This window comes from Glutamicibacter sp. ZJUTW, assembly GCF_008370855.1.
Classification (GTDB): domain Bacteria; phylum Actinomycetota; class Actinomycetes; order Actinomycetales; family Micrococcaceae; genus Glutamicibacter; species Glutamicibacter nicotianae.
Genome location: NZ_CP043624.1, coordinates 2089247 through 2114844, shown reverse-complemented (window position 1 = coordinate 2114844; position 25598 = coordinate 2089247). Strand labels below are relative to the sequence as shown.

General features: G+C 62.2%; 28 protein-coding genes, 7 tRNA genes and 1 riboswitch. Of the genes, 22 read left to right on the top strand and 13 right to left on the bottom strand.

The genetic code is table 11. The features are described 5' to 3' along the window. Window positions 1-40 precede the first annotated feature (40 nt). A complete protein-coding gene (gene zapE, locus F0M17_RS09995; protein ID WP_038991827.1) occupies window positions 41-1081 on the top strand; it encodes a cell division protein ZapE in 1041 nt (346 codons plus the stop codon). A gap of 24 nt (window positions 1082-1105) precedes the next feature. Here zapE and F0M17_RS09990 read toward each other — a convergent pair whose 3' ends face one another. The 9 genes from F0M17_RS09990 to F0M17_RS09950 form a co-directional block, all read right to left on the bottom strand. Then, window positions 1106-2293: a benzoate/H(+) symporter BenE family transporter gene (locus F0M17_RS09990; RefSeq protein ID WP_149597053.1), complete on the bottom strand. Its 1188-nt coding sequence runs from the start codon at window positions 2291-2293 to the stop codon at window positions 1106-1108. 157 nt (window positions 2294-2450) lie between these two features. Beyond that, complete coding sequence (locus F0M17_RS09985; RefSeq protein WP_038991825.1) at window positions 2451-2660, bottom strand: antitoxin; 210 nt, start codon at window positions 2658-2660, stop codon at window positions 2451-2453. 240 nt (window positions 2661-2900) lie between these two features. Beyond that, window positions 2901-2973: transfer RNA gene (locus F0M17_RS09980), tRNA-Gly, on the bottom strand. 15 nt (window positions 2974-2988) lie between these two features. Further along, window positions 2989-3064, bottom strand: a tRNA-Gly gene (locus F0M17_RS09975). A gap of 46 nt (window positions 3065-3110) precedes the next feature. Further along, a tRNA-Val gene (locus F0M17_RS09970) sits at window positions 3111-3182 on the bottom strand. Window positions 3183-3236: 54 nt separating this feature from the next. Continuing rightward, window positions 3237-3309, bottom strand: a tRNA-Gly gene (locus F0M17_RS09965). 45 nt (window positions 3310-3354) lie between these two features. Next, window positions 3355-3426, bottom strand: a tRNA-Val gene (locus F0M17_RS09960). A 27-nt stretch (window positions 3427-3453) separates the two neighbouring features. Continuing rightward, window positions 3454-3524: transfer RNA gene (locus tag F0M17_RS09955), tRNA-Cys, on the bottom strand. A 54-nt stretch (window positions 3525-3578) separates the two neighbouring features. Then, a tRNA-Gly gene (locus F0M17_RS09950) sits at window positions 3579-3651 on the bottom strand. 192 nt (window positions 3652-3843) lie between these two features. On the opposite strand from F0M17_RS09950, the gene F0M17_RS09945 reads away from it, so the two are divergent. From F0M17_RS09945 to hisF, 13 genes are all read left to right on the top strand, one after another. After that, complete coding sequence (locus F0M17_RS09945; RefSeq protein WP_246857049.1) at window positions 3844-4686, top strand: cytochrome; 843 nt, start codon at window positions 3844-3846, stop codon at window positions 4684-4686. 93 nt (window positions 4687-4779) lie between these two features. After that, window positions 4780-5343 carry a peptide deformylase gene (gene def, locus F0M17_RS09940; protein WP_066138885.1) on the top strand — a complete coding sequence of 188 codons (564 nt, stop codon included), beginning with the start codon at window positions 4780-4782 and terminating at the stop codon, window positions 5341-5343. A 3-nt stretch (window positions 5344-5346) separates the two neighbouring features. Continuing rightward, window positions 5347-6279: a methionyl-tRNA formyltransferase gene (gene fmt, locus F0M17_RS09935; RefSeq protein WP_073706065.1), complete on the top strand. Its 933-nt coding sequence runs from the start codon at window positions 5347-5349 to the stop codon at window positions 6277-6279. Continuing rightward, entirely contained in the window at window positions 6276-7799 is a 1524-nt protein-coding gene (locus F0M17_RS09930) for an RsmB/NOP family class I SAM-dependent RNA methyltransferase (RefSeq protein WP_149597052.1), read from the top strand. The genes fmt and F0M17_RS09930 overlap by 4 nt, the downstream gene beginning before the upstream one ends. Before the next feature lie 28 nt (window positions 7800-7827). Beyond that, on the top strand, window positions 7828-8490 hold the full coding sequence (rpe, locus tag F0M17_RS09925) for a ribulose-phosphate 3-epimerase (protein ID WP_121866976.1): 663 nt from the start codon (window positions 7828-7830) through the stop codon (window positions 8488-8490). Between the two features lie 41 nt (window positions 8491-8531). Continuing rightward, window positions 8532-8669: riboswitch (FMN riboswitch) on the top strand. A gap of 115 nt (window positions 8670-8784) precedes the next feature. Continuing rightward, the gene (pnuC, locus tag F0M17_RS09920) at window positions 8785-9486 is read left to right on the top strand and encodes a nicotinamide riboside transporter PnuC (RefSeq protein ID WP_038991902.1); all 702 of its coding nucleotides are present in this window, start codon (window positions 8785-8787) and stop codon (window positions 9484-9486) included. 13 nt (window positions 9487-9499) lie between these two features. Further along, a complete protein-coding gene (gene ribD, locus F0M17_RS09915) occupies window positions 9500-10540 on the top strand; it encodes a bifunctional diaminohydroxyphosphoribosylaminopyrimidine deaminase/5-amino-6-(5-phosphoribosylamino)uracil reductase RibD (protein WP_149597051.1) in 1041 nt (346 codons plus the stop codon). A 34-nt stretch (window positions 10541-10574) separates the two neighbouring features. Then, a complete protein-coding gene (locus tag F0M17_RS09910; RefSeq protein WP_149597050.1) occupies window positions 10575-11198 on the top strand; it encodes a riboflavin synthase in 624 nt (207 codons plus the stop codon). Beyond that, window positions 11198-12445 carry a bifunctional 3,4-dihydroxy-2-butanone-4-phosphate synthase/GTP cyclohydrolase II gene (locus tag F0M17_RS09905; RefSeq protein WP_066138870.1) on the top strand — a complete coding sequence of 416 codons (1248 nt, stop codon included), beginning with the start codon at window positions 11198-11200 and terminating at the stop codon, window positions 12443-12445. The genes F0M17_RS09910 and F0M17_RS09905 overlap by 1 nt, the downstream gene beginning before the upstream one ends. 35 nt (window positions 12446-12480) lie before the next feature. Continuing rightward, entirely contained in the window at window positions 12481-12972 is a 492-nt protein-coding gene (ribH, locus tag F0M17_RS09900) for a 6,7-dimethyl-8-ribityllumazine synthase (protein WP_246857048.1), read from the top strand. Window positions 12973-13044: 72 nt separating this feature from the next. Next, complete coding sequence (locus tag F0M17_RS09895; protein ID WP_038991810.1) at window positions 13045-13308, top strand: phosphoribosyl-ATP diphosphatase; 264 nt, start codon at window positions 13045-13047, stop codon at window positions 13306-13308. 142 nt (window positions 13309-13450) lie between these two features. Continuing rightward, window positions 13451-14299: an ATP phosphoribosyltransferase gene (hisG, locus tag F0M17_RS09890; RefSeq protein WP_038991809.1), complete on the top strand. Its 849-nt coding sequence runs from the start codon at window positions 13451-13453 to the stop codon at window positions 14297-14299. A gap of 21 nt (window positions 14300-14320) precedes the next feature. Beyond that, entirely contained in the window at window positions 14321-15091 is a 771-nt protein-coding gene (gene hisF, locus F0M17_RS09885; RefSeq protein ID WP_073706068.1) for an imidazole glycerol phosphate synthase subunit HisF, read from the top strand. A gap of 54 nt (window positions 15092-15145) precedes the next feature. Here hisF and F0M17_RS09880 read toward each other — a convergent pair whose 3' ends face one another. The 4 genes from F0M17_RS09880 to F0M17_RS09865 all read right to left on the bottom strand — a co-directional run bounded on the left by F0M17_RS09880 (window position 15146) and on the right by F0M17_RS09865 (window position 18304). Continuing rightward, a complete protein-coding gene (locus F0M17_RS09880) occupies window positions 15146-16036 on the bottom strand; it encodes a hypothetical protein (protein WP_149597049.1) in 891 nt (296 codons plus the stop codon). Between the two features lie 5 nt (window positions 16037-16041). Continuing rightward, window positions 16042-16680: a DUF6318 family protein gene (locus F0M17_RS09875; RefSeq protein ID WP_143180999.1), complete on the bottom strand. Its 639-nt coding sequence runs from the start codon at window positions 16678-16680 to the stop codon at window positions 16042-16044. A 242-nt stretch (window positions 16681-16922) separates the two neighbouring features. Further along, window positions 16923-17558 (bottom strand): hypothetical protein, encoded by a 636-nt coding sequence (locus F0M17_RS09870; RefSeq protein WP_149597048.1) that lies wholly within the window; start codon window positions 17556-17558, stop codon window positions 16923-16925. A 104-nt stretch (window positions 17559-17662) separates the two neighbouring features. Then, on the bottom strand, window positions 17663-18304 hold the full coding sequence (locus F0M17_RS09865) for a TIGR03085 family metal-binding protein (RefSeq protein WP_038991805.1): 642 nt from the start codon (window positions 18302-18304) through the stop codon (window positions 17663-17665). A gap of 134 nt (window positions 18305-18438) precedes the next feature. Between F0M17_RS09865 and hisI the strand changes: the two genes are divergently transcribed. From hisI to lgt, 8 genes are all read left to right on the top strand, one after another. Then, window positions 18439-18840, top strand: a complete 402-nt coding sequence (hisI, locus tag F0M17_RS09860) for a phosphoribosyl-AMP cyclohydrolase (RefSeq protein WP_149597047.1) — start codon at window positions 18439-18441, stop codon at window positions 18838-18840. A 103-nt stretch (window positions 18841-18943) separates the two neighbouring features. Beyond that, complete coding sequence (locus F0M17_RS09855) at window positions 18944-20515, top strand: anthranilate synthase component I (protein ID WP_121866970.1); 1572 nt, start codon at window positions 18944-18946, stop codon at window positions 20513-20515. Then, window positions 20512-21102, top strand: a complete 591-nt coding sequence (locus F0M17_RS09850) for a Trp biosynthesis-associated membrane protein (protein WP_149597046.1) — start codon at window positions 20512-20514, stop codon at window positions 21100-21102. Before F0M17_RS09855 ends, F0M17_RS09850 begins: the two co-directional genes overlap by 4 nt. Before the next feature lie 158 nt (window positions 21103-21260). Continuing rightward, window positions 21261-21509 carry an HGxxPAAW family protein gene (locus F0M17_RS09845; protein WP_038991801.1) on the top strand — a complete coding sequence of 83 codons (249 nt, stop codon included), beginning with the start codon at window positions 21261-21263 and terminating at the stop codon, window positions 21507-21509. A gap of 1 nt (window position 21510) precedes the next feature. Continuing rightward, window positions 21511-22335, top strand: coding sequence for an indole-3-glycerol phosphate synthase TrpC (gene trpC / locus F0M17_RS09840; protein ID WP_066138847.1), 825 nt, complete (start codon window positions 21511-21513; stop codon window positions 22333-22335). Window positions 22336-22445: 110 nt separating this feature from the next. Next, on the top strand, window positions 22446-23777 hold the full coding sequence (gene trpB, locus F0M17_RS09835; RefSeq protein ID WP_149597045.1) for a tryptophan synthase subunit beta: 1332 nt from the start codon (window positions 22446-22448) through the stop codon (window positions 23775-23777). Continuing rightward, a complete protein-coding gene (gene trpA, locus F0M17_RS09830) occupies window positions 23778-24560 on the top strand; it encodes a tryptophan synthase subunit alpha (RefSeq protein WP_149597044.1) in 783 nt (260 codons plus the stop codon). Next, on the top strand, window positions 24560-25594 hold the full coding sequence (gene lgt, locus F0M17_RS09825) for a prolipoprotein diacylglyceryl transferase (protein ID WP_246857047.1): 1035 nt from the start codon (window positions 24560-24562) through the stop codon (window positions 25592-25594). The genes trpA and lgt overlap by 1 nt, the downstream gene beginning before the upstream one ends. The last annotated feature ends 4 nt before the right edge of the window (window positions 25595-25598 follow it).

Below are 25598 nucleotides of genomic sequence, written 5' to 3'. Positions count from 1 at the left end.
ACCATTTCCTGAGCAATCAACTGAAGGACTCCCACAGCCAATGGCGACGATCACCCACCTGAGCGAGACCAAGCCGAATCTTTCAATCGAAGAACTGCTGGCCGGTTTCCACCCGTCCTACCGCTTTGGTGAAGTATCCTTCAATACCTATCGCCCGGATCCCAACCAGCCGTCGCAGGCCGAAGCGGTCACCAAGCTGAAGGCCTTCGCCGAGTCCGTGGGCAAGAACAACTCCGGTTCGTTCCTCTCCAAGCTGTTCGGGAAGAAGAAGGAAACCAAGAACGGCATCTACCTCGATGGCGGCTTCGGCGTGGGCAAGACCCACCTGCTCGCTTCGCTGTGGCATGCGGCTCCCGGCCGCAAGGCCTTCGGCACCTTCGTCGAGTACACCAACCTGGTCGGTGCGCTGTCCTTCCGCCAGACCGTTGAAGTGCTGAGCCAATACTCGCTGGTCTGCATCGATGAGTTCGAGCTGGACGATCCCGGGGACACCGTGCTGATGTCCCGCCTCATGCGCGAGCTGTCCGACGCCGGCGTGAAGCTCGCTGCCACCTCCAACACCCTGCCCGGCGCACTGGGCGAGGGCCGCTTCGCGGCAGTGGACTTCCAGCGCGAGATCAAGACCCTGTCCGAGCAGTTCGACGTGCACCGCGTCGAAGGCGAGGACTTCCGCCACCGAGGCCTGCCCGATGCCCCCGAGCCGCTGGAAGATGCGGAGATCGAAGCCTTCGCCCAGGACCGCTACCCGGACAAGACCCTGGCCGTTGACAACTTCGATGATCTGGTGGCCCACCTCTCGAAGGTGCACCCGTCGCGCTACCGCCAGCTGGTGGCCGAAACCGATGTGCTGGTTCTGCACAACGTGGACACCATCACCGACCAGGCCATCGCCCTGCGCTTCGTGGTTCTTGCCGACCGCCTGTACGACAAGGACGTGCCGATCGTGGCCTCGGGCAAGCCGTTCAGCGAGCTGTTCACCCCGGAAATGATGTCCGGCGGCTACCAGAAGAAGTACTTCCGTGCCGTTTCCCGCCTGACTGCCTTGGCCCGCGAGGGCCAGGTCGGGGAACCAGCCATCTAGGCTGGAAAAGCTGCTTTTGCCACTTCATCGTCGAGCGTTGCGCTCGACGATGAAGTGCGTTAAAAGCCCTGCGACCAAGGCCCAGAAAGCTCCGCCGATCCCGAAGAGCGTGAGATTTCCGGCGGCGACCAGCACCGTGGCCAGTGCACTCAGCCGCCACGCGCTATCGGCCATCGCCCCGAGCAGGGCATTGGCGAGCGTGGCCAGCAAAGCCAAGCCGGCCGCCGCCTGGAACAGTCCCTCGGGCGAGGCGCTGGCCACAGAGACGATCAGTGCGCTCAAGGCCCCGAAGACCAGGTAGAACACGCCTGAACTCGCCGCGGCCCGCCAACGCAGCCGGGGATCTGCCCCGGCTTGCTCCCCGGCAGCCAGAGCCGCGGTGATGGCCGCCAGGTTAATTGCATGTCCGCCGAAGAGCGCCCCGCCTGCCGAGCCCACGCCGGTCACCAGCATGGTGGATCGCCAAGGGGCCGTATACCCGAAGGAGCTGAGCACAGCCACTCCCGGGATGTTCTGCGACGCCATGGTCACCACGAACAGCGGAACGCTGATGCTGGCAATCGCCTGCCAGGAGAATTCGGGGCTGACCCACTGCAGCTGCGGCAACACCTCGATCGAATCCCACGCCTCGGTGCGGCCAATGTGCCAAAGGCCGAAACCCACTGCGGCCAGCATGCTCAGCGCGACGGCAAATTTTGGAAGAATCCGAAGCCCGATGAAGAACACCAGCAAAATTCCCAGCGCGGGAAACGGGATGCTGGCCACTGCAGTAAAGGGCTTCAGGCATAGCGGGATCAGGACTCCTGCAAGCATGCCTTGGGCAATCGGCACCGAAATCCGGGTGAGCAGCCGGTGCAAAGACGGCACCAACCCGGCCGACATGATGAGTATTCCGCCAACGATGAATGCCCCCACCGCCTGGTTGAACCCGAACTCCCCGGGCGCCAGCGCGGCGAGCATGGCCGCCCCGGGAGTGGACCAGGCAATGCTGATCGGCAGGCGATGGCGCCAGGACAGAGCAATGGTGCTCAATCCTACGGTGAGGGATAGGACGAGCAAGCCCGAGGCAGCTTGTTCGCGCGAGGCGCCGACCTGGAACAAACCGGCCAGAACGACTGCGAAGGATGCGACGAACCCCACCATCGTGGTAATCAATCCTGCAAGGACCGATTGGGAAAGGGCATTTCCAGTCGTGGGAGTTTGACGAGCCATACTCTTTTTCTACAGGGTGGCACCGGCCGGTCGAAAACCAGAGTGCGTTAATTCCACGATATGACACTAAAGCGAAGGTTAAAGCAAAGAAGGTACCGACCTCAGTCGGTACCTTCCATGGATGCTCGGGCAAGCCGAGGGGAGTACTGCGAGGGGATTAGCCCTCGTTGTTCTCGCCTTCGCCTCCACCAAGGCCGTTCAGGTAGTCGTTAGCGCCGTCCTGGACGCCGTCTACCTGCTCTGCGAACTTGCCTCCGGTCTTATCATCGATAAAATCGCCAGCCTGCTCGATACCCTGGGATACCTGCTCTGGGTTCTCTTTAGCGAATTCCTCTGCCTTGCCACGCAGATCATCAAATCCTGCCATGCTGCACCTCCATTCGTCTGTGGGAACCCCTTCAGCTCCACAACTACTAACCACCCTAGATGCTCTTGCCAATGCGTGGAAGCATAAAACGAAAATTTCCCCAGCTATCTAGATGTCTTGCTGGTGTCTGTCAGGCAGTGCACAGGTTGTCCGCTCACGCGGCATGCTGATGGTGGTGGCTGGAAAGGATGGTTAAAGCAAAGATGGGAATCACGAAAAGTGATTCCCATCTTTATCTTGAGCGGTCAACGAGGTTCGAACTCGCGACCTCAACCTTGGCAAGGTTGCGCTCTACCAGCTGAGCTATGACCGCATGTATTCAATTATTTGGAGCGGTCAACGAGGTTCGAACTCGCGACCTCAACCTTGGCAAGGTTGCGCTCTACCAGCTGAGCTATGACCGCATATATTCAATTATTTAGATCCATGGTCTGGTGAACCATGAGTCCGTGCGCGATACTGGGATCGAACCAGTGACCTCTTCCGTGTCAGGGAAGCGCGCTACCGCTGCGCCAATCGCGCCGAAGATCCACAAGGAATCTCGACAGAATCCAAATTCAGAATTTGAATTCACAGAGCGGTCAACGAGGTTCGAACTCGCGACCTCAACCTTGGCAAGGTTGCGCTCTACCAGCTGAGCTATGACCGCATATATTCAATTATTAGATCCATGGTCTGGTGAACCATGAGTCCGTGCGCGATACTGGGATCGAACCAGTGACCTCTTCCGTGTCAGGGAAGCGCGCTACCGCTGCGCCAATCGCGCTAAAAAGATCAAGCAATCTTCATTGCGAGGTGGGGACGGGATTCGAACCCGCGTATACGGCTTTGCAGGCCGCTGCCTCGCCTCTCGGCCACCCCACCATACTGACCGGAGTCAGAATGACTAGTTTTACCTAGTCGGTGAATCTTTTTGCGAGCGGACAACGAGGTTCGAACTCGCGACCTCAACCTTGGCAAGGTTGCGCTCTACCAGCTGAGCTATGTCCGCAAAATGTGTTGTTTACTGAACGTTTCCGTTCGCTCCAACGAGTAAAAACTCTATACGAGTTTTCGCATCCCCACAAATCGAAACGCTGAGATCTGGTTCACACGCCCGAAAATCCGCGGAACTACGCGGAAAATTCATTTTTCCGGTACGACTAGGAGCGAAGCAGGCCGAGCGCGTGCCATGATCGTGTGCATGACGTCACCAAAACTGGCTATTCAAACAGACCTGGGCCGCATGTACTGCCGACAAGTCGGAGGCGAAGCGATTGTCCCATCCATCACCACAGTCATCTCCATGGACAAGCTGGACCTGTCAGGTTGGGCCGGGTACATGGCGGCCAAGGCACTCTCGGACGATCATCGACTGGTGCACGCAGTGGGTGACCGTGGCCAGTTGCGTACCCTGATACGCGATGCCGCCGGTGCTGCCGAGGCCTATCGGGACTCCGCCGCGGCCCGCGGTGATCGAGTGCATAACTACGCTGAGCAGCGAGCACTGCGGGCGCTGGATCTGGAACATGATTTGGAAGCAGCCCAAGCCGCGCTCGAAGCGAACAACGAGTTGGGGTTCGCGCGCCACTTTGACCAATGGTGGGATGACTACAATGTCCAGCCCATTGCCGCAGAGGTGACGGTATGGAATCACAGTGTCGGCTACGCGGGCACCATTGACCTGGTCGCAAAGATCGGCGGCCGAACCTGCCTCGTGGACTACAAGACCAAAAACACCGATCGGGACGGCTTCGTCAAGCGCCCCGATGACAAAGTCATCATGCAGCTGGCGGCCGCTTGCAAGGCAGAAGAGCAAGTCGTGGATGCTGAGCGCGGCGCATGGAAAGAGTGGGGATACGGCACCGACACGATGCTGCTCGCTGTGGCCCTTGGCGAGACCGGTTCGCGGACCTTCATGGCACCGCCGCCGGCATTGCCCGACTACTGGTCGAAGTTCTATGCTTTGCGGCGGAACTGGGAAGCTGCATTCAAGATTGCCCAGTCGCGTGCTTCACTGGTCGAAATCACGCCGCCAGCTCAGTAAAGCCCTCCCTTCACCGCGTAGACTGGAACGGTTAGCTTTCGGCATTGCGAAAGCTAATACCAATATCCACGGCAGGGAAGGTACCAGCGGATTATGGCGATTTTGGGAATTCGGATCATCGGAGACCCCGTTCTACGCACCCCAGCGCAGGAGGTGACCGACTTTGGCCCGGAGCTCCAGAAGCTCGTCGAAGACATGGACCAGACGATGGAAAACGTCACAGGTGCAGGCCTCGCCGCGCCTCAAGTTGGCGTGTCCCTGCGCGTCTTCACCTACCAAATTGGCGAAGAACGCGGACATATCGTGAACCCGGTGCTGGAGCTCAGCGACGATTACCAGGACGACCAGGTAGAAGGCTGCCTGTCCATCCCGGGCATTGCAGCGCCAGTTCGACGCCGGCGCCACGTCAAGGCGACCGGCTTCGACAAGTTCGGCAATCCGGTGGAAATCGAAGGTTCCGACATGCTCGCCCGCTGCTTCCAGCACGAAACTGATCACCTGGACGGCATTCTGTTCCTGGACCGGCTGGAACCAGAAGAAAAGAAAGCGGCGTGGCGCACCTTGCGGGCCAACAACTACTCGCAGACCGCCAACGCCACGGTGAAAAAACGATCAGGGGCCCTCGGCTCCAGCTTTGGCGCAGGATTGGGGTTCTAGCTCATGCGTATTTTGTTCGCCGGCACGCCACAGGTCGCTGTCACCTCCCTGGACTACCTGCACGAAGCCGGCTTTGAAATTGCCGCAGTGCTCACCCGTCCCGATGCTCCGTTGGGTCGAAAACGCGTATTGACCCCCTCGCCGGTCGCTGCCCGAGCCGAAGAACTTGGCCTGCCGATCATCAAGGCCGCCAAGATCACCGAAGAAACTACGGCTGAACTTGGGGCGTTGGACCTTGAAGCCGCGGCCATCGTCGCCTACGGGGGACTAGTGCCAGAAGCGGCCTTGGCCGTCCCAACCCATGGTTGGATCAACCTGCACTTCTCGCTGTTGCCGCACTGGCGGGGCGCAGCTCCGGTTCAGCATTCCATTATCAACGGCGACGACATCACCGGCGCAGTCACCTTCCAGCTGGAAACCGGCCTTGATACCGGACCAGTCTTCGGGCAAGTCACCGAGAGCATCGGTGAGCTGGACACCGCAGGCATCATGCTCGAACGGCTCAGCCGTTCCGGGTCGACGCTGCTGGTGCAGACCCTGCAGGCATTGGCTTCAGGCCAGGCCGTTGCCGTTCCGCAGTCCGGATCGCACACCTACGCACCGAAGATTACCGACGTGGATGCGGAACTGGACTTCACCCGGACCGCCACCGAAATCCGCCGGCGCGCCCACGGAACCACTCCTGCCCCTGGTGCCTGGGTCAAGGTCGAGGACAAGCGTTTCAAGTTCGGCCCGCTGCGTGAGCACCGTGAGATCACCGACCTTGCACCTGGCGAAGTGCGCATCGAACCGGGAAAGCAGCCGAAGGTTTACATCGGCACCGCCACCTGGGCCTTGCAACCCACCGAAATCCAGCCTCCGGGCAAGAAAATGATGAACGCCAGCGACTGGGCACGAGGAGTGCTCACCCAGGGAACGGAAGTGAGCTTCGCATGAGCGGGCAGGAACCTCGCGGTGGACACCGCGATAACGTACGCCGCAACGAGCAGGGACGTACCCGCAACCGCGGCCAGTCCGGCCCGCGCAAGTATTCAGCAGCCGCACCCGGGCAGCGCAAGCGCGCGGCCGATCCGGCACGCCTGGTAGCTTTCAAGACCCTGCGCGAAGTATCCAGTGCGGATGCCTACGCCAACCTGGTGCTGCCGAAGATGATCCGCGAATACCAGCTCGACCGCCGCGACGCGGGCTTCGCCACCGAACTGGCCTACGGGGCCCTGCGTGGCCAGGGCTTCTACGACGCGATCCTGGCCACCTTGGTCGACCGCCCGCTGGCCGAGCTGGATCCGGCGATCCTCGATGCGCTGCGCCTGGGCGCCCACCAGCTGCTGGCTATGCGCGTGCCCAAGCACGCAGCGTTGGATGAAACCGTGTCGCTGGCCCGTGCGCAAATTGGCGCCGGCCCATCCGGCCTGATCAACGCGGTGCTGCGCCGCGTGTCCGCCCAGGAAGCCGCTGCATGGACGGAACAGCTGGGCAACGCCGCCGCATCGGATTCCGAGCGCCTGGCCATCGAGCACTCGCACCCGGACTGGATTGTCCGCGCCCTGCGTGGCGCACTGATCGCCCATGGCCGCGACGCGAGTGAACTTGAAGCCCTGCTGGAAGCGGACAACCTGGCCCCGGTGGTGAACCTCGTAGCCTTGCCCGGCCTGGGCGATCTGTCCGGAGCGCTGGAATCCGGCGCAGAGCGAGGCACCCTGCTCGCGGATTCTGCCACCTACAAGCACGGCGACGTCTCACGTGTACCTGGTGTCAAGGAAGGCACCGTGCGCGTCCAAGACGCCGGCAGCCAGGTCATGGCCCGCGCCCTGGCGGCTGTCGAATTGCCCGAAGCCGGCGAAGACCGCTACTGGCTGGATATGTGCGCAGGTCCAGGCGGCAAGGCTGCACTGCTCGCGGCGATCGCCGTGCAGCGCGACGCCCGCCTGACCGCCAATGAGCCGGCCCCGCACCGTGCCCGGCTGGTCGAGAACTCCTTGGATGCTGTGCCGCATGACTACTGGATGGTCACCGGCGACGACGGACGCATCTTTGGCGGCCAGGATTATGCGGGGGACTACGACCGCATCATGGTCGACGCGCCATGCTCTGGCCTGGGTGCACTGCGCCGCCGCCCGGAATCACGCTGGCGAAAGGCACCACGGGACATCCCTGAGCTGACCAAATTGCAAGGCGAGCTGCTCGACGCCGCCTTCAACGCGGTACGCGTCGGAGGAGTCATCGGCTTCGTCACCTGTTCGCCGCATCAGGCGGAAACCCGCCTGGTTGTGGAAGACTTCTTGAAGCGCCACGAAAATGCTGCCCTGCTGGATACCAGCGCCGCCGTTTCCGCGGTGATGCATCAGGACGCCCCGCCGGCAGGACATGCGCTGGCCGAGGGGAGCACCGTGCAATTGTGGCCCCATGTGCACGGCACCGATGCCATGTTCATGGCTATCCTGACCAAAAAAGCCTAGCCAAGCCCGAGTAATCCAAGGAGCATCCATGCCTAACGCGCGGATCAACCCGTCGATCCTGTCCGCAGATTTCGCGAACCTTGCCAGCGAGCTGGAACGCATCCACACCGCCGACGCGGTTCACGTGGATGTCATGGACAACCATTTCGTGCCCAACCTGACCCTCGGATTGCCGGTGGTTGATGCGCTGCACAAGGTCAGCAAGCTGCCCATCGACGTGCACCTGATGATCGAGAACGCGGATCGCTGGGCCCCGGAATACGCACAGCTCGGCGTGGACTCGGTAACTTTCCATGCCGAGGCGTCGGCAGCCCCGATCCGCTTGGCCCGCGAACTGAGGTCGGCCGGCGCCAAGGCTTCCATGGCCCTGCGCCCGGCAACGCCGATCGAACCCTACCTGGATATGCTCGGCGAGCTGGACATGGTTCTGCTGATGACCGTGGAACCAGGTTTCGGCGGACAGAAGTTCCTGGATCTGGTCCTTCCGAAGATCAAGCGCGCCCGCGCAGCCATTGACGGCAGCGGCAAGCCCATTGCCCTGCAGGTCGACGGCGGCATTTCGCGCGACACGATCTTACGTGCCGCCGAAGCCGGAGCGGATGTCTTCGTTGCCGGTTCCGCGGTGTACTCGGCAGAAGAGCCATCGGTGGAAATCGACGTATTACGCAATCTTGCGCTGGGTGGTCACTAGGACCACGCAAAGTGTGCCAGAATGTTTTCAGTAAACACGAATACGTGCTCCGGGGTCGGTGAAAGTCCGAACCGGCGGTCATAGTCCGCGACCCGCAACCAAAGCCACAAGCTGAGGAAACGGTTGAACTGGTGGAATTCCAGTACCGACAGTTAAAGTCTGGATGGGAGAAGCACGAATTTGATATGCCTTTTGGTACTGCCGGTAGCCCCCACAGGGGCTATCTTCTAAAGCAGAGCCACAGGCCCATCAAATGCACACCCCCGGAGCCGCCGCTTCGAGAAGGGTGGAATGATGGATTTCCTGCGGTGGCTCATTGAAGCTTTCAACTCACAAATTGCGATCGGCTCGTCGGCACTGCTGGTGCGCGAAGTCGTAGGCAATATCTTCGGCCTGGCCAGCGCCGTGGGCGGCATGCGCCGCAAAGTCTGGGCCTGGCCCATTGGCATAGTCGGCAACCTCCTGCTGCTGACGGTCTTCTTGGGCAGCATTTTCGATACCGGCTACACAGCCAATCTCTGGGGCCAAGCAGGCCGCCAAATCATGTTCATTGCCGTATCGGTCTTCGGCTGGTACCGCTGGAAGCAGGCCAAGGACGGCACCGGCAGCGCGGTGACCCCGCAATGGGCGTCCGGCAAGACCCGACTGGGCCTGATTGCCGTGCTGATCCTCGGCACCGTCGCACTGACCCCGATCTTCCGCATGCTCGGATCCTATGAGCCGGTCTGGGCGGATGCCTGGACCTTCGTAGGCTCGTTGCTCGCAACCTACGGCATGGCCAAGGGCTGGGTGGAATTCTGGCTGATCTGGGTTGCCGTCGACGCAGTGGGCGTGCCCCTGCTGTTCTCCGCCGGATACTACGCCAGCGCCTTCATGTACCTGTTCTACGGCGCATTCACTCTGGTCGGCTTCTTCGTCTGGGCCAATTCCAAGCGCGGTGCCAAACCCCAGATCGAAACCGAAATGCTCGATCCGACTATTTCGCGCAAACGCTGAAAGGAATAGCACCATGATCACGACCCAGCAGCTCGACGCGGCATTGCGCACTGCGCTGGAAACCGCCGGTCGGGGCCACCGCGGAGCGAACCCGCTGGTCGGCGCCTGCGTTTTGGATGCAGAGGGAAATATCATTGCCACCGGTTTCCATATCGGTGCCGGGCACCCGCACGCCGAGATCGACGCACTGCGCCGACTGGGCAAGATGCCTGCGGCCAAGGCCCGCGAGCTGACGATGGTAGTAACCCTCGAACCATGCAACCACACCGGCCGAACCGGTCCCTGCGCCCAGGCCATTGTGGAAGCCGGCATTGGCCACGTGTACTACGCTGTCCCCGACAACACCGCCGCCAGCGGAGGCGCCGACTACCTGCGCAGCCACGGAACCCAGGCCACCCAGCTGGCTGATTCCTCCGCCGCGAAGCAGCTGAACCACCGCTGGTTCATCGCCAAGGAAGAGGGCCGGCCGTTCATCACCGTCAAGATCGCGCAGTCGCTCGACGGCCGGATCAACGCACCGGACGGGACGAGCCAGTGGATCACGTCCACGGCGTCGCGCAGTCACGCGCACGCCCTGCGCTCGCGAGTCGATGGCATTCTCGTCGGCACCAGCACCGCGATCATCGACAACCCGCGGTTGACCGCCCGAACCCCCGATGGCCAGTTGCATGAGCACCAGCCCTTCCGGCTGGTCATGGGCGAGCGGGATCTGCCGGCTGATCTGGCGCTCGCCCAAGGTGATGACTGGGCGCAGGTCCGCAGCCACGACGTGCACGAGGTTATCGCCCGGGCCAATGAGCTGGGCCTGGCCCATTTGCTGGTTGAAGGCGGCGCCACAGTCGCCTCGGCCTTCATCGCAGCCGATCTGGCCGACGAGATCTATTGCTACCAGGCGCCGCTGCTGATCGGCGCAGGCAGCTCATCGGTCAACATGCCGAACACCACCACGCTTGCCGATGCGCGGCGCTTCCGGCTGGATTCGGCCAGCAACGAGTCTTTGACCAGGCTGGGCGACGACATTGCCCTGCACCTGGAACCGCTGCCCCGTGACTGATCGCCGGCAACCCCAAAATTTTCAAGGAGTAAACATGTTCACCGGAATTGTCACCGGCCAAGGCGTCATCGAAGGCATCGAGACCTTCACCGGCAAGGACCTGGCAGTACTGACCCTGCGCGCCCCGGGCCACACCGACAACCTGGGCCTGGGCGGCTCACTGGCCGTCAACGGGGTCTGCCTGACCGCCACCGAGCTGGAAGGCGAGAAGCTCAGCGTCGACGTCATGGGCGAAACCCTGCGCCGCACCACCATCGGCGCCCTGAAAACCGGCGACCAGGTCAACCTGGAACGCTGCACCCCAGCCGGCGGCCGGCTCGACGGACACGTGGTGCAGGGCCACGTGGACACCGTCGGCACGGTGCTGGCCCGCGAAGACCACGGCCAGTGGACCACCTTCCGCATCGGCATCGACGACGCGTACGCGCCGCTGACCGCCGAAAAGGGCTCCATTGCGCTGGACGGCATTTCGCTGACCATCACCGCGGTCTCCCCGGCAGCGGATGCCGGCAACCACTGGGTCGAGGTCGGCATCATCCCGATCACCCTGGCCGAAACCACCATGGGCACCCGCCAGGCGGGCGACAAGATCAATATCGAGGTCGACGTGCTCGCCAAGTATGTGGCACGCCTGAATGAATTCGGAGGCCAGCAGTAATGGCTACGTCAACGCTTGATTCCATCCCAACCGCGCTGGCGGCCCTTGCCGCGGGTCGTGCAGTTGTCGTTGTCGACGACGAAGACCGCGAGAACGAAGGCGACATCATCTTCGCCGCCCAGCACGCCACGGCCGAACTGATGGCCTTCACCATCCGCTACACCTCGGGGGTGATCTGCGTGCCGCTCGGCGCCCAACGTGCCGACGCGCTGCGCCTGGCTCCGATGGTCGGCATCAACCAGGACGCCAAGGGAACCGCCTTCACCGTCACCTGCGATGCCGCCGAAGGCATCACCACCGGCATTTCAGCCGCCGATCGTGCGCTGACCAGCCGCCTGCTGGCCGACCCGGACACCCAGCCGTCCCAGCTCTCCCGACCGGGCCACATCTTCCCGCTGCGCGCCGCAGCCGGGGGAGTGCTCGAACGCCGGGGCCACACCGAAGCAGCAGTGGACCTGTGCCAGGCCGCCGGGCTGGAACCGGTGGGCGTGATCGGCGAGATCACCAAGGACGACGGCGAAATGATGCGCCTGGATGACCTGCGGGTCTTCGCCGCCGAACACGACCTGCCACTGATCTCCATTGACGACCTGGCCCGCTGGCGCCGGGTCAATGACGAGATCGAGCTGACCGACCCGATCAAGCTGCCTACCGCCTTCGGGGACTTCACCGCCAGAGCAGCCACCGCAGAGAACCACGAGCACATCGTGCTCAGCCATGAAGGTCCCAATGGCGGCGCGCCGGGTAACCTGGTGCGCATCCATTCGGAATGCCTCACCGGGGACATCTTCGGCTCGTACCGTTGCGACTGCGGCGAACAGCTTCATGCATCGTTGGAAGCCATCGCCCGCGAAGGCGGCCACATCATCTACATCCGCGGGCATGAAGGCCGCGGCATCGGGCTGGCCAACAAGCTGCGCGCCTACGCGTTGCAGGAAGACGGCATGGACACCCTGGACGCCAACTTGCATCTGGGATTCCCGGCCGACGCCCGCGAATACTTCGCCGTCGCCGCAATTCTCAAGGCAATGGGCCTGGACGAGATCCGCTTGCTGAGCAACAATCCGGACAAGCAGCAACAACTGAACGACGCGGGAATCAAGGTGGCCGAGCTGGTCGGCCTGCAGATCGCGCCGCGCGAGCAGAACTCCGCCTACCTGCGGACCAAGCAGATTCGCTTCGGCCACCATCTGGACCTGCCCGATACCGACGATGACCAGCAATCCGACGCCTACCACGGCGCCTGAACACGACGAATCCAGAAGAACCAAGGAGCATCAAGATGAGCAAGCACGGCGCACCAACCGATGTCAGCGAACAGCTGAAGGCCCTGGCCAGTGACGAGAAGTTCTCCCAGCTGAAGGTGGCCATCGTGGCCGCCAGCTGGCACGAAGTGATCATGAACGGACTGATCGACGGCGCCCAGCGTGCCGCCAAGGACGCCGGCCTGGAATCCAGCACCACCCTGATTCGGGTACCGGGCACTTTCGAGTTGCCGGTCGCGGCTTCCACCCTCGCAGGGGACTACGACGCGGTCATCGCGCTGGGTGTGGTCATCCGCGGCGGAACCCCGCACTTCGACTATGTCTGCATGGCAGCGACCAATGGCTTAACCAATGTGAGTGTGGACACCAAAACCCCTATTGGTTTCGGCGTGCTCACCTGCGATAACGAAGAGCAGGCCCTGGACCGCGCTGGCTTGGAAAACTCCAGTGAGGACAAGGGCTATGAAGCCTACTCGGCTGCCGTCATGACAGTAGCCGCACTGCCTTAGCCGCGGGGCGGCCCTGTCACAAAGGGCCACCAGAATACGGCACCGGAAAAGAAAACAGCTAGGATAAGTTCCGTGAAAACTTTTGACGAGCTCTTCAGCGAACTATCGCTCAAGGCACAATCCCGCCCGGAAGGCTCACGTACCGTCACCGAACTCGACTCTGGTGTCCACGGCATCGGCAAGAAGATCGTCGAGGAAGCCGCCGAAGTTTGGATGGCTGCGGAGTACGAAACCGATGAGGCCGCGGCGGAGGAAATCTCCCAGTTGCTGTACCACCTGCAGGTTCTCATGATCGCCAAGGGCATGACCTTGGCCGACGTTTACAAGCATCTATAGCCGTCGCGCGACTGCGGCCTGATCCATTGCCGATCAGGCCGCAGTCAACGCACGGCGGCAGAAACAACGGCCAACGAATTAATCCTTGGCGCTTGTTTATGGCTAATCGCCGCAGCGCCATTCATGACGAAACGAGTCAAAAATGCTCCGCGTAGCCCTACCCAACAAGGGTGCCTTGTCCGAAATCGCTTCCACCATGTTCAAGGAAGCTGGCTACCTCCAGCGCCGCGATTCCCGCGAACTGGTCCTGGTCGACGAGGACAACCAAGTCGAATTCTTCTATCTGCGTCCCCGCGATATCGCTGTCTATGTCGGCCGCGGAATCCTGGACGTAGGCATCACCGGCCGCGACCTGTACCTCGATGCAGATGTCGACGACGCTGTCGAAGAGCAGCTCTCGCTGGGCATCGGTAAGTCGACCTTCCGCTTCGCTGCCCCGGTTGGCGCATTCAACGATGCCCAGCAGCTCAATGGCAAGCGCATTGCCACCAGCTACGACGTGCTGCTGCGCCACTACCTCGAGAAGTCCGGCATCGAAGCTTCAATCGTTCGCCTTGATGGCGCCATCGAGTCCTCGGTCCGCCTCGGCGTAGCCGATGCCATTGCCGACGTCGTTGAAACTGGCAACACCATCAAGGCCGCAGGCATGGAGATCTTCGGCGATCCGCTGCTGAACTCCGAAGCGGTCATGATTGGCCGTGTAGGGCACAAGCCATCTGGCCTGGATGTGCTGATCCGCCGCCTCAATGGCGTGCTCGTTGCTCGCCAGTACGTCATGCTCGACTACGACGTACGCCGCGAGTTGGCCGACAAGGCCTGCGCACTGACCCCAGGCCTGGAATCGCCAACCGTGTCGGACCTTGCCAACTCCGAGTGGGTCGCCGTGCGCGCCATGGTCAAGAAATCGCAGACGAACAACATCATGGACGAACTCTATGACGTTGGCGCACGTGCCATCTTGGTCAGCCAGATCCACGCCTGCCGCATCTAAGTAGACAAGGAAATTCCGCTGATGAGCGTTGCAATTCGTGTTATTCCTTGCCTCGACGTCGATGCCGGACGAGTCGTCAAGGGCGTCAACTTCGCGGGCCTTCGCGATGCTGGCGACCCAGTTGAGCTTGCCCGCCGCTACAATGACGCAGGTGCCGACGAGCTGACCTTCCTCGATGTCACCGCATCAAGTTCGGACCGTGAAACCACCTACGAAGTGGTCCGTCACACCGCAGAAGAAGTCTTCATCCCGCTGACCGTGGGCGGTGGCGTCCGCACTGCTGAAGACGTCGATCGGCTGCTACGCAACGGTGCCGACAAAGCCTCGATCAATACCGCGGCGGTGAACCGTCCCGAGGTCATCAACGAGATCACCCAGCGCTTCGGCTCCCAGGTGCTCGTGCTGTCCCTGGACGCGCGCCGCACCGATGATCCGTCGATCGCATCGGGCTACGAGGTCACTACCCATGGCGGTCGTACGGGCACCGGCATGTGCGCCGTAGCCTGGGCGAAGGAAGCTGCCGAACGAGGCGTGGGGGAGATCCTGCTGAACTCGATCGATGCTGATGGCACGAAGGATGGTTTCGATCTGGAAATGATCCGTGCGGTTCGCGCTGAGGTCTCGGTTCCGCTGATCGCTTCTGGCGGCGCGGGAAAGCCTGAGGACTTCCCTCCAGCGATCGAAGCGGGTGCCGACGCAGTATTGGCAGCCTCGATTTTCCACTTCGGACCGAAGGACATGATCGCCACGGTTAAGCAAGCGATCCGCGAAGCTGGTTACCCAGTTCGCTAGGATCCAAGCATGAGGCCCAGCACCACAAGGTGCTGGGCCTCATGCTGTACTTGGCTAATCGTTGGCAATGAGCTCCTTCTCAGTGCGCCAAACGTCGATTTCAATCGGTGTGCTTGCGACGGCTGCTTGACCGGGGATAGCTTGCCACGGACCGCCATCGAGGCTGAATTCTCCCCGGTAGAGAGTAATGGCTCCTACCTTGAACTTGCCAGTCTCACCATAAGAATGACTTGTGGGGGTCTCATCTCTCAATGTATGGTTCGGCGCTGGTTCACCAGGGAAATTTAGATTCCGAGTGGTACCGTCGCCATAGTTCCAATTCCATTGAATTGGTATCGCCTTTATACGTGCCAAACTCTGCCCTATCTCCAAGTCGAAATATTGAACTTGGCTTGTTGCCCAGATATGAGTATGACCATTTCGCAAGGAAAAGTTTGCAGGAGAACTACTGATATCCGAAGCAACAATTGGAAATGATCGGAATTGTTCGAGCGTTACCGTGACGGATTCCTTGTTAATTTCCTCTGTTCTTTGATCCTTCGGATCTTCTGGGCAAACTCGGAAAGAATCCACTATGTTGCCTTTGTTATCTCCTTCCACCACTAAAATTTGACGAATTATAGGGTAGGAACCGTCGTCGCAGACTCTTAGATCTGGGTTTGAACGGCATTCCATAAAGGAATCATTTGTAGGGCTGCATGAATCAAAATCACGGTAATCGTATTTAGGCCCCTGACGCTTTTCCTTGATCGGTTGTTTATCTCGATGGTATCCGCTGTCTTTGTCCTTCTTGGGGCAAAGTGACCATTTCACTCTTACATCCGTCTGACCGAGTGATTCTTTCTTTTGGCAAGGTATGAGATTCAACTGTTGCTCTGTTACCTGTACGGAATTAATTGAGGTAAAGAGTAAAAGTGAGGCTATGGTCAGTCGAAAATAAAACATGAAAATTATTCTTCTTCTACAAGCAAATCTTCAACTGACCAGGACGAGTCAAATGACAACTGAAAAGTCGACAGAGTTGTTTTTACTTCTGAGTACTCCGCGACTACAGAATCAGGCTCTAAATACGTTTTGAAGGGTTCTGCAGAGAATCTAGCGGTGACGATGGCCTTTCCCGGCGCAGAAATATAAGAGTCGATCACTGATGCTTTGTATTCGCCGCCAACTTGCCATTCGCCGACGGAGGCACTCTCGTCAGCCGAGTCGATAATCGCTTCGGCGCATAATTTGCAACCGCGGGAAGTCACGTTCTTAATCGGATCGGTTTTAGTTGTTTCGACCGTGTAATTGATGAGGTCGAAGTAATAATTGGTGAATGCTGCTGCGCCTTCTTCTGAGTTTATTTTGGCGGCGGACGGTAGCTTTGGAATCGGAACGTTTTCCGCTGGCCCCTTCGCTGTGGCGGGTCTGTATTTATCAGACTCGCTCGGAGGAGGGGTAGTTGTCGGTGGACTCGATGCTGAAGGTGATGTGGAATTTTTAGCCGTTGATTCGGATGCTCCTTCGGTGTTCCCTGTGCTGCAGCCTGACAGTGCGAGTGCAACTGCAGCAACCGACGCGATAACTGCAACTTTCCGAGATTCCATCCGAACTCTCCATGATCATCGGGAATGCGAGGTTGTGCGCAATCCTATGCCCGTGTTTCAAGAAAGTGGAGAGTTTTCGATGAATCTGTGGAAAACCTGCCACAGCCTATTTCAGATCCTCTGTGAACTTCCGCCACTATTGATACGGCTCATACGTGCAGAGAGCAACCTCCTGGCCATCGGCTGCCGGCATGGCGTCAGCGTAGAACTTAGCAGTGTAACTGGTTCGAATGAATCCAGGCTCAAGTGTCGCGCCGTGTTGCTGAACGTGGATTATCAAGCGAGACGTCAGAGACTTTCCACCCGGTGTCGGTATATTCAAGTCCTACGGTGATCTCACCCAGATTTTGTTCTTCGAAGAATATGACTTCCTGATCTGGTCGTAGCAGGGAGCGTGGGGACAAGGTGAGCTCTCCCATCAGGTAGGCCTGGTTTCCGTCGAACTGGACGATGTAGTCCGTGCGGAGATAGTGGTAGCCACCGATCTGGCTGTCTTCTGGCCCTTTTCTCAGTTCGTCTTGATCTTGGAACGTTTTCCAGCATTGCTCCAATTCGCATTTGCCAGTAACTATCGGCGCGAAATCGGCGGGGGAGCGATAAAGGATTTCGTAATCGAGAAATCGGAAGAAGCGCCGTGCAGCTTCGAGCGCCCCGTAATCCGATTTTTCATACAGAAGGCTTGCCGAATTTGGAGGATCCGGTTCGCTGGGTGGCGTCGCTTCTGCGGTGTAAGATCCCGTCGGCGATGAAGCCGAAGATTCGGCCTCGGCCGGTGCTACGGACATGATCAGCGCTGATGCCAGGGCAACCAGGACGAAAGCGGGGACTGCAGAGATAGCAGCACTAGAGTAACGGCGAACAATTTTCTGGGTCTTCATGTTCAAGCTCCGAAGCCGTTGGGTATCGATTGCTCGAAATCCTAGGCTGGTGCGAAGCGAACATGGACGGCCCACCCACGAATGTGGATAAACGGGAGGGAGTACTACAGCCCCGGCTTGAATCCCTTGACGATTTCCAATGCGGTTTCGCCGCCCTCGAACAAGACCAAGCTCTGATCGATGCGGCCGAACGAATACATCATCAGCTCGGTGACCGGTCCGGTAATGGACACAGCGTTCGGCGCCTTCTTGGCAACATGGCGCTGGCCATCGGGACGCGTGAGAATAATGCCGATGGGCGCGTGGCGGAACAGCAGCCGGGACATGCGGGTCAGCGACTGCCAAAGCAGTTCTGTGTACTCCTTGTCCAGCACCCGCGGAGCCCATTGGCCGCGGGCCCGGCGAACATCCTCAGTATGGATGAAGAACTCCGAGAGGTTCGCCGACTGGTTGACCTTGTCGATGGCGAACGGCGAGAAGGCGGGCGGACCCGAGCGGAAGCTGCGGACCAATTTCGCGTAGCCTTCCGGGGTCTGCGCCGCGACCACCATCTGGTTCAGTTTCGCTTCAAGCTTCTTGGAAAGCGGCTTGAAGAACGTGCCGGCGGAAAGCAGCGAGCTTTCGCGCAACACGAGGTGCGCGGCGAGATGGCGGGTTTGCCAACCGTCGCAAAGGGTGTCGGCGGTAGGTCCTGCCGCAAGCAGGGTCTCGGCCAACGCAAGTCTGGAAGCCTGAACTAAGTGCATCACTTCTGAAACTAGCACGCTCCAACTGACTAATTGTGCAAGGCGAGAGAGGTGTCGCCCAGTCGGCATGGCGCGTCGACGAGCGGTACGTCACAGGTCTCAGGATTCCGCGGAAAACCAGTATGCTAATGGGGATGCCTACTTCTAACGACGGCTCGATTCCGAGCCCTGAATCCCACAGCCTCGACCCGGAGATCGCCTCTCGCCTCAAGCGCGATGCCAATGGCCTGTTTGCCGCCATCGCGCAGCAGTACGATTCCGGTAAGGTCTTGATGCTCGGCTGGATGGACGATGAAGCGCTGCACCGCACGCTGACCACCGGCCGGGTCACCTTCTATTCGCGTTCCCGCCAGGAATACTGGCGCAAGGGCGACACCTCCGGCCACTACCAGTTCGTGAAGTCCGTGGCCCTGGACTGCGACGGCGACGCGCTGCTCGTCCAGATCGACCAGGTGGGCGCCGCTTGCCACACCGGCACCGAATCCTGCTTCACCGATCGCGAATTGCCGGCCGTGGTGGGTCACCGTCCCGAGTAGGACTGCCGACGCACCGGCACCAGCAGCAGGCGGGCGCCGCGAATTCCGCACCCAGCTGCGCGTTGCAGCACCGGCTCGAAGAACACGTAGAAGAAGAACATTGATGAAAACCCTTGGCAAGATTTCCCCGTCCCGCGAGTCCTTCCGCGCCATGGCCGCGAACCGCCGCGTCATCCCGGTCACCATCACCGTGCTGGCCGACTCGCTCACGCCGATCGGCCTGTATCGCACGCTGGCACAGGGGCGGCCCGGAACCTTCCTGATGGAGTCGGCGGCCCCGGGCGGCGTCTGGAGCCGCTACTCGTTCATCGGGGTGAACTCTCCAGCCACGCTGAGCACCCGCGGGGGAGAAGCCTACTGGCAGGGGCACGCTCCTGACGGCCTGCCCACCGGCGGGGCCGGCGTGGAGGTCCTGCGCGACACCGTGCGTGCGCTGAAAACCGAACCGGTTCCCGGCATGCCTCCGCTGACAGGCGGCATGGTCGGCTTCATCGGCTGGGAATGCGTGCGCCATTGGGAGAAGCTGCCCAACCCTCCGGCGGACGACCTGAACCTGCCCGAGCTGAGCATGAACCTGGTCGCCGACATGGCGGCCCATGATGCGGCCGAAGGCACGGTCACGCTGATCGCCAACGCCATCAACTTCGATGGCAGCGACGAGAACGTCGATGCGGCCTACGACGGCGCCGTCGCCCGCCTGCAGGCGATGCTCGACCAGCTCGCGGTGCCGGTGGATTCGGCCGCGGCGGTGCTCACCGGCACCGATGTGCCGCGCGAAACCCTGATGGACGCCGTCACCCATTCCTGGGATGAGAACGAATACCTGGCGGCGCTGGCCAAGTCCAAGACCGCGATCGTGGACGGAGAGGTCTTCCAGATCGTTGTTTCGCGCCGCTTCGAGCTGGAAACCCAGGCCGACGCGCTGGATGTCTACCGGGTGCTGCGCGCAACCAATCCGAGCCCGTACATGTACCTGTTCAACTTCGTCAACGAGGACGGCGAACGCTTCGAGATCGTCGGCTCCTCGCCAGAAGCGCTGGTCACGGTGAACGACTCGCACGTGGTCACGCACCCGATCGCTGGCTCCCGGCCGCGCGGGGCCAACTACGAGGACGACCAGCTGCATGAGAAGTCGCTGGTCAACGACGAGAAGGAACGCGCCGAGCACCTGATGCTCGTGGACCTCTCGCGCAACGACCTCTCGCGGGTGTGCAAGGCCGGCACCGTGGAAGTCACCCAGTTCATGGAGGTCGAGCGCTTCAGCCACATCATGCACCTGGTCTCCAACGTGGTCGGCAAGACCCGCGACGACGTGGACGCCTACGACGTGCTCGCCGCGACCTTCCCGGCCGGCACGCTCTCCGGGGCGCCGAAGCCCCGCGCCCTGCAGCTGCTCGACGAGTACGAGCCGTACCGCCGCGGCATCTATGGCGGCGTGGTCGGCTACCTGGACTTCGCCGGCGACATGGACATGGCCATCGCCATCCGCTCCGCCCTGCTCAAGGGGGATCGCGCCTACGTGCAGGCCGGCGGCGGCATCGTGAACGATTCGAAGTTCGCCGACGAGGCACTGGAAACCGTGAACAAGGCGGCCGCCCCGCTGCGCGCCGTCTGGGCCGCGCAGTCCATGCGTGCCGCCCACACCATCAACACCGAATCAGGTGAAGCGAAGTGAAGAAATTGACCAGCGCCCGCAGCCTTGCACTTTTCGGCCTGGCCGGCGCACTGATCGGCCTCTGGTCGGCCACCCGGACCTGGATCACCGTTGATGTGGCCTCCAGCTCCGTGCAGATCCCGCAGATTGTCGTTGACGGGGCGACCGCGGCCGCCTCGGTCACCGCGGTCTGCGTGGTGGTGCTGGCCGGTTCGCTGGCGCTGCTGATCGCCGGGAAGGTCGCCCGCTACATCATCGCGGCGATCTGCCTGCTCGCCGGCGCCACGGTGATCACCGCCGGCATTGGCGCGCTGCGCGACCCGCAGGCCGTGGCCTCCACCGCCGTGGCCGAAGCCACCGGCCTGGCCCAGAACGCCGGCGAGTACACGCTCACCGCGTGGCCGGCGGTAGCGGTGATTGCCGGCGTGCTGATCGTGCTGCAGGCGGTGCTGGTGCTGGTCTTTGCCGGACGCTGGCCCGCGAAGGCCAGCAAGTACGACCGGCAAGCGGCCAAGGCCAGCGTGGAGCCCAAGGACCAGTCCTCGCGCAATATCGCCAGCTGGGAGCAGCTCTCGCAGGGCGAAGACCCGACCGCTGGCGGGAAATAGCCCAGGGTCGAGCGTGATTCGCACCACCGGCGCGCAACGAAGGCCCCTGGAATAGGAGGTTCTCGCGCGCAGGTGGCAGAATGGAACCTGAAGACCAACGTCCTTCGGCAGCAACGCACTGCCGGGGCGCAGCATCACAACATGAGGAGACATCGAACATGTCGCAGAACACCGAGATCGATCCGGTTTACACCGAAGAGATTGGCCACGGCAACTCCATCGCAGCGTGGGCCTGCGTGCTGACCATGATTGTCGGTGCAATCGTGGCAGGCATCGCCTTCGCCTTCCTCGCCTGGTCCATCGTCTGGGTCGGTTGCGGCATCGTCGTAGTCGGCCTGTTGCTGGGCTGGATTCTGAAGGCAGCCGGTTTCGGCGTCGGTGGCGCTCGCAGTGGAGCATCGCACTAAATTGACTGTTCTTGATGACATCATCGCGGGCGTCCGGGAAGACCTGGGCGCCCGTCGCGCAATCACCAGCCTGGAAGCGATCAAGCAGGCAGCGGCGGCAGCCGCCCCTGCACGTGATGCGTTCGCCGCGCTGGGCGGCCACACCGATCAGGCCGCCCGCGACACCACGCTGCGTGTAATCTCCGAGGTAAAGCGCAAGTCCCCGTCCAAGGGCGCGTTGGCCGATATCCCGGAGCCCGCCGTCCTGGCCGCCGAGTACGAAGCCGGTGGCGCCTCGGTGATTTCCGTGCTGACCGAAGCGCGCCGCTTCGGCGGTTCGCTCCAGGATCTCGATGCGGTGCGCGCCGCCGTGCAGATCCCGGTGCTGCGCAAGGATTTCACGGTCGACGAGTACCAGATCTATGAAGCCCGCGCGCATGGTGCTGACCTCGTGTTGCTCATTGTTGCGGCGCTGAATGATGAATTGCTGGCATCTTTCCTAGAATTGACTCACCAGCTGGGAATGAACGCCCTGGTGGAAACCCACACCGAGGAAGAGATCGCCCGCGCCATCAAGGCCGGGGCGAAGATCATCGGCGTGAATGTGCGCAACCTGAAGACGCTGGACGTCGATCCGGCCACCTTCGGCAAGCTCGCACCGCTGCTGCCGTCCGAGGCGGTGATCGTCGCCGAATCCGGTGTGGAATCCACCGAGCAGGTTGCCCAGTACGGTGCGGCCGGCGCCGACGCGATCCTCGTGGGCGAGGCGCTGGTGAAGCACGCCGATCCGCGCGCTTCGGTCGCCGCGTTCATCCAGGCCGGCACCGACGCCAAGCCGCAGCGCTAGCCGCGCACGGCAGCGTCGGACCCAGAATTGCATTTCGTGCCCCGCAGGAGCTTCCGGCGGGGCACGAGACTTACCACGAATCAAGCTTCGTACGAGAAAAGAGGGAATCGATGAGCACTCCGGAGAACTCCGAGCACGGCCAGTCGATCGATGCACAGTCGCTGAGGCACGCAAGCGGCCCGTACTTCGGAGCGTATGGCGGACGATGGATGCCCGAGTCCCTCATGGCCGCCATGGATGAGCTGAACGAGACCTTCGAGGCGGCCAAGAACGACCCCGAGTTCATCGCGCAGGTCAAGGACCTGAACAAGAACTACTCCGGACGCCCCTCGCTGCTTACCGAAGCCAAGCGCTTCTCCGAGCAGTACTGCGGAGGGGTGCGGATCTTCCTCAAGCGCGAGGACCTGAACCACACCGGCAGCCACAAGATCAACAACGTGCTCGGCCAGGCGCTGCTGGCCAAGCGCATGGGCAAGACCCGCATCATCGCGGAGACCGGCGCCGGCCAGCACGGCGTCGCCTCGGCCACCGCCGCGGCCCTGATGGGCCTGGAGTGCGTGGTCTACATGGGCGCCGAGGACACCCGCCGCCAGGCGCTGAACGTGGCGCGCATGCGCCTGCTCGGCGCCACCGTGATCCCGGTGACCGTCGGCTCCCAGACGCTGAAGGACGCGATCAACGAGGCGCTGCGCGACTGGGTCGCCAACGTCGAGACCACCCACTACCTGCTGGGCACCGCCGCCGGCGGCGCGCCGTTCCCGGCGATGGTCCGCTACTTCCACGAGGTCATCGGCGACGAGGCGCGCGAGCAGATCCTGGCCCAGGCCGGGCGCCTGCCCGACGCCGTGACCGCATGCATCGGCGGCGGCTCCAATGCGATCGGCATCTTCCACGGGTTCCTCGACGACCCGTCGGTCGAGATCTACGGATTCGAGGCTGGCGGCGACGGCGTGGACACCGACCGCCACGCCGCGACCATCACCTTGGGCCGCCCGGGCGTGCTGCACGGCGCGAAGAGCTACCTGATGCAGGACGAGGACGGGCAGACCGTCGAGTCGCACTCGATCTCCGCCGGCCTGGATTACCCGGGTGTCGGCCCCGAGCACGCCTACCTGGCCGACATCGGCCGCGTCACCTACGAGCCGGTCACCGACACCGAGGCGATGGACGCGTTCAAGGCGCTGTGCCGCACCGAGGGCATCCTGCCGGCGATCGAGTCCGCGCACGCGCTGGCCGGCACCATCCGGTTGGCCGCCCGCAAGATCGCCGAGGGCGCTGTGCCGCAGGAGACGATCATCATCGCGAACCTCTCCGGTCGCGGGGACAAGGACGTGGGCACCGCCGCCGCCTGGTTCAACATGATCGACGAAAAGGACGCCGAGGCCGAAATCAGCGCGGCCAACGCGCAGAACTCCGGCTCGCAGAACTCCGAGGAGAAGTAGATGACCCGCGTCACCAGCGCCCAGAAGATCGCCGCAGCCCGCGCCGAGGGCCGTCCGGCCCTCATCGGCTACCTGCCTGCCGGCTACCCGGACGTCGCCACCAGCATCGAGGCCGCCGTGGCGCTGGCCGAGAACGGCGTGGATGTCATCGAGATCGGCATCCCGTACTCCGACCCGGTCATGGACGGCCAGGTCATCCAGGAAGCCACCGTGCAGGCGCTGGCGAACGGCTTCACGGTCCCGCAGATCTTCGAGATCGTGCGCGGGATCACCGAACGCACCGACGCGGCCGTGATGGTCATGACCTACTGGAACCCGGTGCTGCGCCTGGGCGTGGACGAATTCGCCCGGCGCTTCGCCGAGGCCGGCGGAGCCGGGCTGATCACCCCCGACCTGGTGCCCGATGAGGCCGCCGAGTGGATGGAAGCCAGCGAGAAGCACGGCCTGGAGCGCGTGTTCCTCATCGCGCCGTCCTCGACCGAAGCCCGCGTGCAGCGCACGGTCGACGCCTCTTCCGGGTTTGTCTACTGCGTGTCGCTGATGGGCGTCACCGGCGCCCGTTCCGAGGTGTCCTCCGCCGCGCAGGCAGTGGTCGACGCCGCCCACAACGCCGGCGCCGAGAACGCCTGCGTGGGCCTGGGCGTCTCGCGCCGAGAGCATGTGGAAGAAATCGGCGCCTACGCGGACGGCGTGATCGTCGGCACCGCGCTGGTCGCCGCTTTGCGCGACGGGGGAGTGCCGGCAGTCGGCGCCCTGGCCGCCGAGCTGAGCGGACGCGCCTGATGGCTTTCGCCACGCAGCTGGCCTTGGCCCTGCCGGCTTCGATCCCGTCTCCGCCGCCGGAGTTCTCGAAGATCTCGCTGGGCCCGCTGACCATCCACGCCTACGCGCTGTGCATCCTCGCGGGTATCCTGATCGCGCTGTGGCTGACCAACAAGCGGCTTTCCGCCCGCGGCGGGAACTCCGACATGCTCTGGGACATCGCGATCTGGACGATCCCCTTCGGCATCGTCGGCGGACGCCTCTACCATGTGCTGATCACCGACCCGATGTACTACTTCGGGCTCGGCGGGCAGAGTGCGCATCTGGCTGAGATCCCGCAGATCTGGCTCGGCGGGCTGGGCATCATGGGCGCGGTGTCGCTCGGCGCGCTCGGTGCCTGGATCGGCTGCCGGAGGGCCGGCATCCGGCTTTCTGCATTCGTCGACGCCGCCGTGCCCGGCCTGCTGCTGGCGCAGGCGGCCGGACGCTGGGGCAACTGGTTCAACCAGGAGCTCTTCGGTGCGCCGACCGACCTGCCGTGGGGCCTGGAGATCGACCCGGACAGCTACAACTTCCCGGCCGGGCTGCCCGCGGACACGCTTTTCCACCCGACCTTCCTGTACGAGTCGCTGTGGAACGTGCTCGGCGCCTTCGTGCTGATCGCGCTGGATCGGAAGTTCAAGCTGCGCCGTGGTGCGCTGTTCTGCTGCTACATGATCTGGTACGGGATCGGCCGCACCTTCACCGAATCGCTGCGCCTGGATGCGGCCGAGGTCATCGCCATCGGGCCGCTGGCCCTGCGCGTGCACCAGTGGCTGGCGATCGGCATGGTCATCGCCGGCATCCTCGCGCTGATCCTGGTCCTCGGCAAGCTGCGCGGCCAGCAGGCCGATCCGTTCTACCTGCCAGGAACGGCGCCCGCGCCGGCCCCAGCAGAAGGCGGCAAGCCAGCTGAAGGCACCGGTGCCCAGGACAGGTCCGAATCGGGAACCATGTCCGAATCGGAAACTGCGTCCGAAAAGGGAACCGGCGCTGATCCGCAGAACGAGAAGTAGCGGC